The sequence below is a fragment of the Varibaculum massiliense genome (genome assembly GCF_900106855.1).
GTDB classification, from domain to species: Bacteria; Actinomycetota; Actinomycetes; order Actinomycetales; family Actinomycetaceae; genus Varibaculum; species Varibaculum massiliense.
Genome location: NZ_FNWI01000004.1, coordinates 466,401 through 479,024 on the forward strand (window position 1 = coordinate 466,401; position 12,624 = coordinate 479,024).

12 protein-coding genes are annotated in these 12,624 nt (G+C 53.4%); 3 read left to right on the forward strand and 9 right to left on the reverse strand.

Annotated elements, in window-relative coordinates; all coding sequences use genetic code 11:
• Nucleotides 1-7 precede the first annotated feature (7 nt).
• The 3 genes from BQ5456_RS02175 to BQ5456_RS02185 form a co-directional block, all read right to left on the reverse strand.
• Complete coding sequence (locus BQ5456_RS02175) at nt 8-1,405, reverse strand: class II 3-deoxy-7-phosphoheptulonate synthase (protein WP_235858516.1); 1,398 nt, start codon at nt 1,403-1,405, stop codon at nt 8-10.
• Between the two features lie 278 nt (nt 1,406-1,683).
• A complete protein-coding gene (locus BQ5456_RS02180) occupies nt 1,684-2,895 on the reverse strand; it encodes a pyrophosphate--fructose-6-phosphate 1-phosphotransferase (RefSeq protein WP_071128550.1) in 1,212 nt (403 codons plus the stop codon).
• A 210-nt stretch (nt 2,896-3,105) separates the two neighbouring features.
• Complete coding sequence (locus BQ5456_RS02185; protein ID WP_205407881.1) at nt 3,106-3,900, reverse strand: lysophospholipid acyltransferase family protein; 795 nt, start codon at nt 3,898-3,900, stop codon at nt 3,106-3,108.
• Between the two features lie 74 nt (nt 3,901-3,974).
• On the opposite strand from BQ5456_RS02185, the gene BQ5456_RS02190 reads away from it, so the two are divergent.
• Both BQ5456_RS02190 and BQ5456_RS02195 read left to right on the forward strand, forming a co-directional pair.
• On the forward strand, nt 3,975-4,376 hold the full coding sequence (locus BQ5456_RS02190) for a hypothetical protein (RefSeq protein WP_071128552.1): 402 nt from the start codon (nt 3,975-3,977) through the stop codon (nt 4,374-4,376).
• A complete protein-coding gene (locus tag BQ5456_RS02195; protein ID WP_083378304.1) occupies nt 4,373-6,184 on the forward strand; it encodes a DEDD exonuclease domain-containing protein in 1,812 nt (603 codons plus the stop codon). Before BQ5456_RS02190 ends, BQ5456_RS02195 begins: the two co-directional genes overlap by 4 nt.
• A gap of 56 nt (nt 6,185-6,240) precedes the next feature.
• Here BQ5456_RS02195 and BQ5456_RS02200 read toward each other — a convergent pair whose 3' ends face one another.
• Nucleotides 6,241-6,630 (reverse strand): response regulator, encoded by a 390-nt coding sequence (locus tag BQ5456_RS02200; protein WP_071128553.1) that lies wholly within the window; start codon nt 6,628-6,630, stop codon nt 6,241-6,243.
• A 263-nt stretch (nt 6,631-6,893) separates the two neighbouring features.
• Between BQ5456_RS02200 and BQ5456_RS02205 the strand changes: the two genes are divergently transcribed.
• A complete protein-coding gene (locus BQ5456_RS02205; RefSeq protein ID WP_071128554.1) occupies nt 6,894-7,520 on the forward strand; it encodes a superoxide dismutase in 627 nt (208 codons plus the stop codon).
• Between the two features lie 401 nt (nt 7,521-7,921).
• On the opposite strand, the gene BQ5456_RS02210 is transcribed toward BQ5456_RS02205, so the two are convergent.
• The 5 genes from BQ5456_RS02210 to BQ5456_RS02230 all read right to left on the reverse strand — a co-directional run bounded on the left by BQ5456_RS02210 (nt 7,922) and on the right by BQ5456_RS02230 (nt 12,614).
• Complete coding sequence (locus BQ5456_RS02210; protein WP_159428747.1) at nt 7,922-8,863, reverse strand: FKBP-type peptidyl-prolyl cis-trans isomerase; 942 nt, start codon at nt 8,861-8,863, stop codon at nt 7,922-7,924.
• 63 nt (nt 8,864-8,926) lie between these two features.
• Complete coding sequence (locus BQ5456_RS02215; RefSeq protein WP_143037001.1) at nt 8,927-9,811, reverse strand: FKBP-type peptidyl-prolyl cis-trans isomerase; 885 nt, start codon at nt 9,809-9,811, stop codon at nt 8,927-8,929.
• 19 nt (nt 9,812-9,830) lie between these two features.
• Nucleotides 9,831-10,190, reverse strand: a complete 360-nt coding sequence (gene erpA / locus BQ5456_RS02220; RefSeq protein WP_071128557.1) for an iron-sulfur cluster insertion protein ErpA — start codon at nt 10,188-10,190, stop codon at nt 9,831-9,833.
• 72 nt (nt 10,191-10,262) lie between these two features.
• Nucleotides 10,263-11,264 (reverse strand): glycerate kinase, encoded by a 1,002-nt coding sequence (locus BQ5456_RS02225; RefSeq protein WP_071128558.1) that lies wholly within the window; start codon nt 11,262-11,264, stop codon nt 10,263-10,265.
• A complete protein-coding gene (locus tag BQ5456_RS02230) occupies nt 11,265-12,614 on the reverse strand; it encodes a M20/M25/M40 family metallo-hydrolase (RefSeq protein ID WP_071128559.1) in 1,350 nt (449 codons plus the stop codon).
• Nucleotides 12,615-12,624 lie beyond the last annotated feature (10 nt).

The following is a 12,624-nucleotide window of genomic DNA, read 5'->3' on the forward strand; positions in this document are numbered from 1 at the left end:
CTGGAGCTTAAACGGTATATCCCCAAGGTTCTAAGGGTTCACGCAAAGGATTACCCATGGTATCGTGGCGTTTTTGCAGCATTTCCGCGACCTGGAATGCTAGTTCTAAAGATTGCTGGTGATTTAGCCGCGGATCCACCCGGGTTTCGTAGCGGTTCTTCAAAGAATCTTCCGTTAGGCGTTCACTACCCCCGATTACCTCGGTGACATCATCACCAGTCAATTCCACGTGGATTCCCCCTGGGATAGTACCCGCTTCTTGGTGAGCGGCAAAGAAACTAGCCACTTCCTCCAGGATGCGTTCAAAACTGCGAGTCTTATAGCCGGAGGAAGATTGAATCGTGTTTCCGTGCATGGGATCGCACATCCAGGTAACTGGCCGCCCATCACGCTTTTGTGCCTCTAAAAGTGCCGGTAGAGAGGATTTCAATTCCTTGGCACCCATTCGAGTGATGAAGGATAGCCGTCCCGGCTCGGCCTGGGGGTTTAGTTTATCTTGCAGCCGAGAAAGGTCATCACCCCTAGCGTCAGGACCAATTTTTACCCCCAGAGGATTGGCAACTTGGGAGAGTTGCTCCACATGGGCGCCATCCGCCTGGCGGGTACGCTCCCCTATCCACAGGAAATGCGCAGAGGTATCGTAAAGATTACCGGTACGGGAATCCACCCTGGTCATAGCTTGTTCGTACTCTAAAAGTAAAGATTCGTGGGCGCTATAAAAGTCCACGGTGCGCAATTCATCAGCGCTAACTCCGGCAGCGTCCATAAAAGAAATTGCGCGGTCAATATCGCCAGCGAGGGCATCAAAACGTTTATATGCCGGGTTGGAAGTAAAACCACGGTTCCATTCATGTACCCGATGCAAGTCAGCATACCCACCTTGAGTAAAGGCTCTAATCAGATTCAAAGTGGTACCCGAACGAGTGTAGGTATCTAGTAGCCGTGCCGGATCAGGAGTGCGCGCCTCGGGGGTGAACTCGAAAGAGTTGACTGCATCTCCCCGGTAGGACGGCAAAGTAACTCCGTCACGGGTTTCAGTATCACTGGAGCGAGGTTTGGCATACTGACCAGCCATTCTCCCCATTTTTACAATCGGCAAGGACGCCCCATAGGTGAGCACAATCGCCATTTGCAAAATGGTCTGGATTTTCAGCCGTACCCGATTAGCAGTTGACTCCGCGAAGGTTTCCGCACAGTCCCCACCGGTAAGCACAAAGGCGCGTCCCTTGCTGGCTTCTGCCAGTAGTTCTTTTAAGGCATCTACTTCTCCGGCGAACACCAAAGGAGGGCGAGTACGCAGGTCAGCTAGTTTTTCTTGTAGCTTGTCCTGATCTGGATAGCTGGGCTGCTGGGTTGCTGGGCAGTTACGCCAAGAATTCAGCGCCTTAGTTGTTTTCTCGTCCACGAAATCCACCCTAGTAAGTTTTAGATTTTAAGACGAATAAGTCCGGGAGACGGACTTATTCCCTGCTGGTTTTTCTCAAATTACCGGCAGTTGTTTTCTGCTTTATCTGTCCCGTTAACGCCCGAATGGCAACTTGGATACCTTCCCGGAAAAACTGGCGGCATAAATTCCTTTGGCTCTCGCCGCAAGCGGCGAGAGCCAAAGGAACTTCAGTCAACTGATTATTTCAGTGCCTGTCCCCTAATAGGTGAAAACCGGGTAGGCACGCCACAGAACAACTAGGCAGGCTTAACTTCCTGCCCAAGGTCTGCCATCATTTCCTGGAACCAGGGGGTATTAATATCAAAGGCTTTACCGCCCTTGATCCGCGCAAACGCAATCGCGCTCAGCAAATCCCCATTTTCTTCATCATGACCAATCAAACCAGGTTTGCCTTCCAGTGCGCACTGCACCGCATAATCGGTCATCGACTTAATCAGGCGCAAGTCTTCAACGCCCGCAGCAGAAGCACGCGAGAAGTAACCGGACTTTTGCACCATCACTTTTTCCGCTCCGATCCGCTCGGCAAATTGGCGAGCAAACCACTGACCGGGGTTAATTTTATCTAGCTGGACGTGACCGAAGGGATCACGGGGAACGGTCTCCCCTGCCTGCTCCATCTGCTCCACGATTTCGCTGACCCCGGCGCCCTCGGAAAGGAAGATATTTACGTTCCCTACCTCATCCATAACTTTGCGCAGACGGGCGGCCTCGACCTCGATATCGATATGTGCCTCAGGCACAAAAATAGCGTGAATATCGCGAGACTCGCGGGTAAGACCCATGGAGGGCAGCCACTGTTTCTTGTCCAATAGCTTGCGGTAGGAACGGGCAGTAGCAGCCGTCAAATAACCGCAGTGGCGTCCCATTACTTCGTGGATAATCAGTTCCCGCGGGTTGGACTGACATTCCCCAATTACGTGTTCAGCAAATAACGCTCCGTTATCGGCAGCCGTCCAGGCGCCCAAGGATTGACGAATCGGGATAATGTCGTTGTCAATGGTCTTCGGCAGACCCACAACGGTCAGTTCATAGTCATGTTCATGCAGGTAGTGCGCAAGGTCAGCCGCGGTGGTGTTAGTGTCGTCCCCACCGATAGTGTGCAGCACATCTACCCCGTCCTCTACCAGGCGATTAGCCGCGAATTCCAGGGGATTAACTCCCTCTTTAACCAGACCGCGTTTAACCAAATCCTTGGTGTTGGTGAGCTTCACCCGGGAGTTACCAATCGGGGAACCACCATATTCATGCAGCAGACCAGCATTTTTACGAGCATCTTCGTCTACCACAATAAAATTCTTGGACAGCAACCCGTGGTAGCCGTGCTTATAGGCAATGATTTCAACTTCCGGGGCCAGTTCGGTATAACGCTCAATCAATCCACCAACCGCTGATGAAAGACAGGGCGCAAAGCCGCCCGCAGTTAGTAGTGCTACCCGTTTAATGGTCATATCTCCTCCAAAAGATTTGTTTGGCCAGTTTTGGCCCCGACATTCATTAAGTCTACTCGATAACCCGAGGACGACTCTAGGACAAGGGGTAGTCTTCCCCTAGCTAGCTACGAGTTATCGCCCAATCTGCGCGCGAATCCCTAAAGTAACTAAAACTGGCCGCAAACATCAGTTTATGGAAGAAAATATCCGAAGTTTCCTAGACGGGGGCTATTCTTTCGTTTTTTTGCCCTCACCGGTAGTTTCTTCGGGAGGCTCCGGCACCTCGGTTTTTGGAGCCTGCCTGCCGCCAGGGGCCTGCACTTTCGGTTCGGCAGCAACCGCGTCCTGGTCATCCTTCTTCGCAGCCAACGCCTTTTTCACATCCGCCGCATACAAGTCCACGTATTCTTGCCCCGATAGGCTCATCAAGGAATACATAATCTCGTCGGTGATTGCCCGCAACACGTAGCGGTCATCTTCCATCCCCTGGTAGCGGGAAAAGTCCAAAGGATCCCCAACCACCACTCCAATGCGGTGCAGGCGCGGAATACGAGTGCCAATCGGCTGGGCGATATTGGTACCAATCATGGCTACCGGAATAACCGGGGCACCCGAGCGTAGCGACAGCCGCGCCACCCCGGTTTTGCCTCGATAAAGCCGCCCATCGGGACTGCGGGTACCCTCCGGATAGATACCAAATAATTCGCCCTCTTGTAGACGCGCCAACCCCTTTTGCAAAGCGGCCTGGGATTTCTTCCCCCCAGAACGGTCAATAGGGATTGTGCCCACCTGAGTCATAAACCACTTCACAAAGGCACCTTTTAGACCTTTACCGGTGAAATAGTCGGCTTTGCCCACGAAAACTACTTCGCGGTCAATCATGAGCGGTAAAAAGAAAGAATCAATCACCGCTAGATGATTCGAGGCCAGAATCGCCGCCCCGGTCTCGGGAATGTTCTCGGCTCCTTTGATCCAGGGGCGGTAAAGAACCTTTAGAATCGGCCCCAGGATTACTTTCAGCATCCGGTAAAACACGTAAGCTTCCTTCCCGCCCGGGCTAACTAGCCGATCTCTAAAGACCGACTAGACTAACGACTATGAAACTCCCCAAGAAGTGGGGGGCGCATCGCCGCCGCAACCCAAGTCAACGTCGCGTAGATGATGAATTTTTGGATATTACATCTAGGTTAGATGATACCGGTATTTTCGCGCCTGGACCGCGAGATTACGAATTAGCCGAGCCAAATGAACAGTTTCAACCCCCCATACTGCCGGCTACTCCTCGCCCTCGCGGGGCTGTGCGCGTTTTAGTAATCACCATCGTAGTGCTAATAGCCTGGGTAGCCACTTATATTGCGGGAGTCAGTCTGCCGCCTTGGATGCACGCCCTGGGTTTCTTAGATTTAGCGATTTTTTGCGCCCTGCTATTTTACTTGCGTCCTCGCGGACGCAGCCCTTTAACCAATAAATGGGGGGATGACGATGGGGCGAGAGTGTGAGCGCTCAATTTTTCGGTCCACCTTCGCGCGCCCTACGTCAACACCTAAGTACCCTGGTACCTGCAAACGGTGAAATAGCCCCCCAAGGTCAGTTTTCGCAACTAGGAACCCCGCTATCTGAGTGTTGTTTTCTGGTGGTTGACCTGGAAACCACCGGGATGGGTGCCGGGGCGGAAATCACCGAAATTGCGGCTGCCCGTTACTATAAACGCCGCCTGTGTGGAACTTTTCGTTCTCTGGTGCGAACCCGCCGTCCGATTCCCCCAAAAATCGTGGCGCTGACCGGAATCACCAACTCGATGGTGCTGGCTGCCGACCCCCTGGAAGAGGTTTTTTCGCGTTTCCTTACATTTTGGAGGGCGGAGCGTCCCGATTCTCCCCCAGTAAACGCTCTGGTGGCTCATAATGCTAGTTTCGATACCGGATTCTTGCGCCGCGCTGCCGAGCAGCTAGACGCTCCTCTACCTGCCGCCCTCACCGTTGATACCTTGGCGATTGCCCGCCTACTGCTGCCGCGCCCTTTTGTCGCGAATCACCGCCTGGCTACCCTCGCTAAATATTTTGGCGCGGAAAAGCCTACTCACCGTGCCCTAGAGGATGTTTTGGCTACAGTCACTGTGCTACAGGGGCTACTGGATCTAGGGCAAGGGGCAGGTCTTACCCACAGCCAAGATTTTCGGGTTTTGCAAAAGGTTCCCCGCCAGCTTCGGGCAAAACGGGTGCTGGGAGCGGAGCTACCGGAGCGTCCCGGGGTTTACATTTTTGAGGACGAGGAAGGAAATCCTCTCTATGTAGGGTCAGCTTCTAACCTGCGAACCCGGGTCGGCAGTTACACCACAACGGGTGAAAAACGTCGCCAAATGCGGGAAATGTTAGCCTCCGCTTGCCGGATTCAGCATATTTGTTTTCCCCATGTCCTCTTGGCACGGCTAAAAGAGCTGGAGCTAATCGCGCGTCTTAACCCACCTTTTAACCGCGCCAGTACCCGCCCTGATAAATATTGGCTGTTAGAACTAACCGATGAAGATTTTCCGCGCCTAAAACTCTCTAAACGGGTAGAGCGAGAAAACCACTCCCGCACCCTCGGGCCGTTTTCTACCCGCAAAAGCGCTGAGCGAGTCCGCCGGGTACTCTCCCGGCAGTGGTGCCTGCGCACCTGTACTCAAGAAATTTCCCCCGGGAACCCTGCGGATAGTTGTTACTTGGAAGAGTTAGGGGCCTGCATTGCTCCCTGCCGCCCACAAAAACAAGCTAGTTATGCCCAGCACCTAGCAAAACTGGCGGCTGATAAGCCCGCCGCAGAGCTGGTCGCGGTTGACACGCTGTTAGGAAAAGTGCGTGAGCTGGCAGAGCGTGAAGAATACGAGCAGGCAGCAGTGATTCGGGAACAGCTTTCTGCGCTAATGCGCGCAGGTGCAGAACAAGAATTATTATCCCCGCTGCTCACGGCGGCAGAACTAATTTTTGCCCTCCCGGCTGCTCGCGGCGGATGGGTTTACCTCGCCCTCGCCTACGGAAAACTGGTAGGTACTGCGTTTACCTGCGCTAACGCCCCTAAAATTGCGATAGACCAAACGGTTGCGGGATTAGCGGAAGTTTTCCCGGCACCTGCTCCCCGCTTCCTCGCCCAAGATGTCCTTTGGGAACAGCTACATATTTTGGCGCAGCAACTTTATCAACCGGGAACCCGGATTGTACGGATGCGGGGAAACAAGGCCCTTGCTTTGCCTGCCCAGGGAATGCTTTCTCGCACTCAGTTACGACATACCTTGGATCAGGCGCGACAGCCGTTTTCTTTCCAGCTTTGAGGGTGCCGCCGGGATTATATGCCGCAGATACTCCCTCGAATAAAAAGTGTTTTAGCTTAGCGCAGCAGTTCTGATACCGCTTCTTGTAGCTTTAGGGGGGTGAGGGGGCGTTCTACCGCTTTGGCAGCTCCCGCCCAGCCGACCAGCCATTCATCCTGTTGGCGGGCAGTCAAAATCAGAATCGGCGGCAGGTTGTTATTTTCCTCAGCTAGAGACTTCGCTACCGAAATCCCAGAGATCTTAGTGGCCTCCCCATCAAGGATCAGCAAATCATAATGATTATTGCGTACCTTGTCCTGAGTGATAGTGGCAGTAGCAGTTTCATCCCACGTAATCTTCGGCAAATCCGCCGCGGGTTTGATCCCTACCCCGGCGATTACTTGTCGGCGCACCTCACGGTCATCGCTGTACAACAAAATCTGCAGGTTCTTTTCCGCTTCCGCCATTTTCTGCTTCCTTAGGTAAATATTTAAAGGGACTTTTGGCTCTCATTGTAACCGACTATTACGCTCTTGCAGTCTGTGGAAACGATTGTGCTGCTAATTATCTTGAGTCTGCATTACTAACGGCACTGCAAAACCCCATCTTCAGCTGCCAGCATAGCTGCTGCGGCTGCGAAAGTAGGACTTAGCACCTAAACTAGGTTACGAACTCGCCTAGTCGGAGGGAGGCTAGGTGGATTGTAAAACAACAAAGGAGACCCATTTTCATGGAGAAATACACGCTTCCGGAACTGCCCTACGACTACGCCGCTTTAGAGCCGCATATTTCTGGCAAGATCATGGAACTTCACCATGACAAGCACCACAACACCTATGTGAATGGCGCCAATGCCGCCCTAGAGAAGCTGGCAGCTGCCCGTGAAGCCGGGGATTTGGCAGCGGTTAACCAGTACTCGAAAGATCTAGCTTTCAACCTGGGCGGACACACCAACCACTCGGTTTTCTGGACCAACATGGGACCTGACTGCGGCGGAGAGCCCGAAGGCGAACTAGCCGCCGCAATCAGCGAAAACTTCGGTTCCTTTGAGGCTTTCAAGAAGCATTTCTCGGCGGCAGCCACCGGACTACAAGGCTCCGGCTGGGCCGTACTGGCGTGGGATTCCATTTCTTCCCGCCTCATCATCTTCCAGCTCTTCGATCAGCAAGGAAACGTACCCGTGGGGGTAACTCCGCTGCTGATGCTGGATATGTGGGAGCACGCTTTCTACCTGGACTACCAGAACGTGAAAGCTGACTACGTGAAGGCCTGGTGGAATGTGGTGAATTGGGAAAACGTTGCCGCCCGTTTCGAAAACGCCGAAAAGAACTTTAAGTCCCTAATCAACCTGGCCTAGCAGCCGCTCCGCGTAGCTATTAAAAAACACGCCAGATTGAGCGTGCGAACGGATTTTACCTCGCGCCCCGAAATCCGGAAAATGCTCTGGCATTTTCACGGATTTAGTGCCCGAAGCCTACCCCTCGGTATAAATCCGTCCGCACGCTCTGGCTGTCTTATTGCACCTTTTCCAGCAAGCGCGGGGGATAGATTTTATCCGAGCAGACAGACTTTGCATCAAATGCCCTAAACTTCGGATACCTGGCTGCAACATATTAAACCGATAAGGCTTTAAGGACATAAGAATTTGGAAAACGTCGCTACGTTTTCCAAATTCTTGGGCGAGAGGAAAAATCTATCCCTCGCGCAACGCTGAAAACAAGAAAAACTTTTTCCCGCGCCTTCAAGATCCAAGAACTGTCACCCGAGGCGGGTGCTGGTTTGTTTCGCCCCGATGTCGTAGATAGCAATCCGCGCTGGATGTGCCTTCGCCCCTTGGCGCGCCCCCTCGGCGGGCTCTATCATCACCATCCGCGAACCGATCGGTACCCCCAGAAACTGTGGGGTAGTCTGCACGGTAGCGGGGGTAGACACCATTTTGCCGCTCTCCCATGAGCTAGAAACTTTCGACCATTCACCCTGTTGATAGCTGGCGGCAGTCAAATGTACCCCGGGAAAATCATCCGGTTCCAGTTTCGGTCCCGTGCCTTGGTAAAGCATGATTACCTGTTTTAACTCTGGAGCCGGCATATCGGGATCGATGCTCAGTTGCGGCTGACTGCCGGGAGCGCCGGCAATCTTCACTCCCTTAGGTAGCTTCTCGAATGATTTGTCGATTTTCTTCGCCTGTTTCAGTGCCGAGACATCACTTAAATCCATGGCGCTGATCAGGTCAATCACGAACACCATAGTGGAGTCGGCGGGGATCCTCTTGGCAGCTTCACCTTGGAATCCTAGTTTCGGGGGTACGGTAAGCTGCACCCGCGAGCCGAGTTTCTTGCCGATTAGCCCTTGCTTCCAACCGGCGATAACTTCGCTCATCGCGTAGCCTTGGGCAGAGTCCCCAATTCTAAAGGTGCTCATCACGGTTTTTCCGTCCCACAGGTTACCCAACGTATCCATTAACACCTGGTCTTTGGCGGTTACTTTGCGTCCGTCGCCCTGGTGAAGCACTCGTACCTGCAAACTGGTGGGGGCTTTGCCCACACCTGCCTCCATTTGGGGCGCCTGCCCTAACTCACCGGAGACTGCCGGGAACTTCCCTTTTACTTCGGGAGCGGAGGCTTCGGTCCCTCCCTGGGAGCAGCCCGCGAGGGAGCACAGACAAACAGCAGCCAAAAGTGCGACTGCTATCACCCGCATTTTCAATGTCTTGACTGCATGTAAAGCGTTAATACTATGCATTACCGAGCCGGTCCAGATTTCCTAGAGGGTGCCGACAATATCTAGCACGATTGCTACGGCTTGCCCGTTTTGCATGGAACTTAAACCTAGGCGCGATCCCACAGTTTTACCAGCAAGTTCTTTATCTAATCCCAACTCGGCTAGAGTCTTTTCCCCCTGCAGCGGCATCGGGGTTGCGCTATCCCAGGTGGAGGCAGTCTTCCCATCCGGGTCTACCCAGCTTTGATGCACTATCACCACATCTTTGGCTTTCAGCGGCGCCCCTTTTCCTTGCGCCAACACTACCACCGTGCGATCTTTGGCCAGCTGATCTGGGGTTACTTTCAATGTCGGCTTTGCTCCCAGTTTGCCGTCAACTTCCAGACCGGGCAGAGTGTCGCCGGTTGCTTTAGCTCCTGCTAGCAGCTGCTCGCCTTTCTTCGCCTGGGAAGCAGAGAAGCACTTTAGAGTATCCACTACGAATACCAGGGTAGATCCGGCGGGAATAGTGCCGGCTGCCTGATCCCCGTACCCCAAGTCGGGAGGAATCACCAGGAGGGTGCGCGATCCTGGCTTGGCATCTTTAAGCCCCTGTCCCCAGCCGGGAACTACCTGTTTTAAGGAAAAGACAGCGGGTTTTCCGCGGTCAAAACTGGAATCGAATTTTTTCCCATTCCACAGTTGCCCGTGATAGTTGACTTCTACCACCGCGCCTGTGCCGCAGGCTTCACCTTCTCCTTCTTTAAGGGTGACAACTTTCAGGTCTTTAGACGGAGTTCCTTCCCCGGCACTAACCTTGGGAGCTTTGCCGTAGTCGCCCTCAACTTTCACCCCGGAATCATTGGTGCTGCAAGCGGTGAGGGCGCCGCCGATTATTACTCCCATCAGAGCAAAGGCAGCTAGAGAAGATGAAAGTCTACGTTTCACGGTTAAGTCCTGACTGTTTTTAGTGGAATGATTGGCCGCAGGCGCAAGAACCTACTGCGTTCGGATTGTCGATGGTGAAGCCTTGCCGCTCGATAGTATCCGAGAAGTCAATAGAGGCGCCCTCTAAATAGGGGTTGGACATTTTATCGACCACTACCTCTACTCCGGGAGCGAACTCTACTACTGCGTCCCCATCCAGGAGCCGTTCGTCAAAATAGAGCTGGTAAATTAGCCCGGAGCAGCCGCCTGGCTGGACAGCAATTCGCAGCCGCAAATCATCGCGTCCTTCCTGCTCTAGCAGTGATTTTACTTTCTTAGTGGCGGCTTCGGTCAAAGTAACTTTGTGGGTGGCTGTTTTTTCAGCCTGTTCTTCACTCATGTTTCTCCCTAATAACTATCGTCTGGTTTCAGTAAGCTAGTCCTTAGCCTAGTCCAAGCCTGCCCCTACTGGCTATCGTGACCAGGTACGCGCTAAGCGAAGTCCAGCCTGGCTCATACCGGAAATATCGGTGGGAAACTGATAAATACCATCGATTCCCATTTCGGACGCCTCTGCTCTACTCAGATTATTTTCGCTGGTAATCGCCACTATTGGTAGACCGAAGCGACTAGCTGTGTCACATAAATGTTCTAACGGCGAACCGGAAACATTCCAGGGGGAAAGCTCACCGGTATTCGCCACTAGCAAATCTGCGCCCGTTAAAATCTGGGGCAGACGGGTGCGCTCATCCAAGAAATCTGCCGCGAAATCCAGACGGGCTCCCAATCTGCCTAATAGTTCCCCAATCCCAAAGGCGCACCCTCCTCCCGGCAGAGCTCCGATTTGGGTTTCCTGAGCTTTTCCGAAGCCAGTTGCACTGGACAGCCCCAGATAACGCTGGTGTCCGCATTTTTGCGCCTGCCCCAGTATCTCTTCCCAATTTTCTTTAGTTTTTTGCGCAATCTGCGGTCGGGTTTTTGCCACCGTAGCCAGCACCCCGGAGGCAGAAAATAACGGTTTTTGGCTGCCGGTAACTACCACCCCACGGCCGAGGGTGCGCCCCAGGTTTTCCCAAACTTGCGGGTCTGCAGTTTCCTTACCGTAGGCGCGTGCCACTGCCCGCATGAAAGCTGCGGGAAAATCCGGAAGTTCCTCTAGGTTTTCCAAAGCCATTGCCCCCGGTGACAGATATTCACTTTGCAAGGATTGTTCTGCCTGACAGGGAGGAAGATATATATCGTTTCCCGCTTTTAATGACGCGACTAAGCGTTTACCTGCCTGCTCTGGGTCAGCCGTGCCAGCGAAAATATCCGCTAGCGGGAAGTTAGCTGCCACCTCGCTATAACTGTATGAATAGGGGATAACCTGCAGTTGATCTTGGCTTTGGTGCCGGAGCCATCCAGCTTTAAAGGCCTCCCCTAGCTTTTTGGCGCTAGCGGAGGCCGTGCTGGTTACTGCCAGAACTATTTGCACTTAAAGCTGGCCGCCTAGCCGGGTCAGGAACAGCGCTTCGGCAGTAATCGCATTGCGCAAGTCCCCTAAATCTTGGGATTCGTTCTCGGAGTGGGCATTGGTAGCCGGATCTTCCACCCCGGTAATCAGGATGTCTGCCTCGGGGAACACTTGTGCCAAGTCGGCGGTCATCGGGATTGCTCCCCCGCAACCAATATCTACCGCGTCTTTGTCCCAAGCACTAGATAGCGCCCATTTCATTTCTTTTTCCGCCTCCGATGACTCGGCTTGATAGGAGGGACCGCATTCGAGAACTTCGGTTTCCACCTCGGCTCCAAAAGGCGCGTTTTCTTCTAAGAATGTGCTTAAAGCCTGAGCGCATTCGGCAGTGTCGGTACCCGGAGCAGTCCGCAGTGATAGCCGCAAACAGGTTTCCGGAACCAGGGCATTGGCGCTTTCGGCGCGGGATCGCTGATCCCAACCGATAACGCAAAGTGAGGGTTGATTCCAGAGCCGCGATGCCAACTCGCCTTTCCCAGCTAGCTGGAAGCTGTCTACTACCTGGGCATCTGCCTTAAATAGTTCTTCGGGATAATGCACATCTGCACTGGTAGACCCGCCAAGACCCGGTACTGCCAAGCTACCGTCAGGGTTGAAGCATTTCGCTAGCAAAAGGCTGGCAATAGTGACCGCATCTAGTACCGGGCCGCCGTAGGCTCCTGAATGCAAGGCGGTTTCCATTACTTTTACTTTCACATCCATACTGGCTACTCCCCGCAAAGTAGCGGTTAGTGCCGGTTCCCCTACCCGCCAGTTATCGGAGTCGCAAACAATAATCACATCCGCAGCCAAATCTTCCCGGTACTTTTCAATAAAGTTACGGAAGGAGGGCGAGCCGATTTCTTCTTCGCCTTCGATAAAGCAGGTCACGTTAACTGGGCATTTATCTGCCAGAGCCAACAGCGCCCCGTAGTGCACCATCACTCCTGCCCCATCATCCGAGGTGCCGCGCCCATAGAGGCGGCCGTCTTTTTCGGTGGCGACAAAGGGATCGGTATTCCAGCGTTCGCGCGGTCCGGTTGGCTGCACATCGTGGTGGGCGTAAAGCAAAACTGTTTTTGCCTGTGGGTCAACTATTTTCCGGGCAATAACCGCGGGCATACCTTCTTCCCCACCGGGGGTAGGCGCGGTTTTCACCGCGGTTTCCATCCCTAGCTTAGAAAATAGTTCCGCCAGGTGGTGGGCAGATTTTTCTACTTCCGCGCGGGAATCTGAAGAAACGGAGGGGATAGCCACCAGTTTCGTCAGTTCGCTTTTCACGTCTTTAAAAATGTTCTCTGAAGCTGTTTTTACTTTAGAAATATCACTCATGATTGCCAGG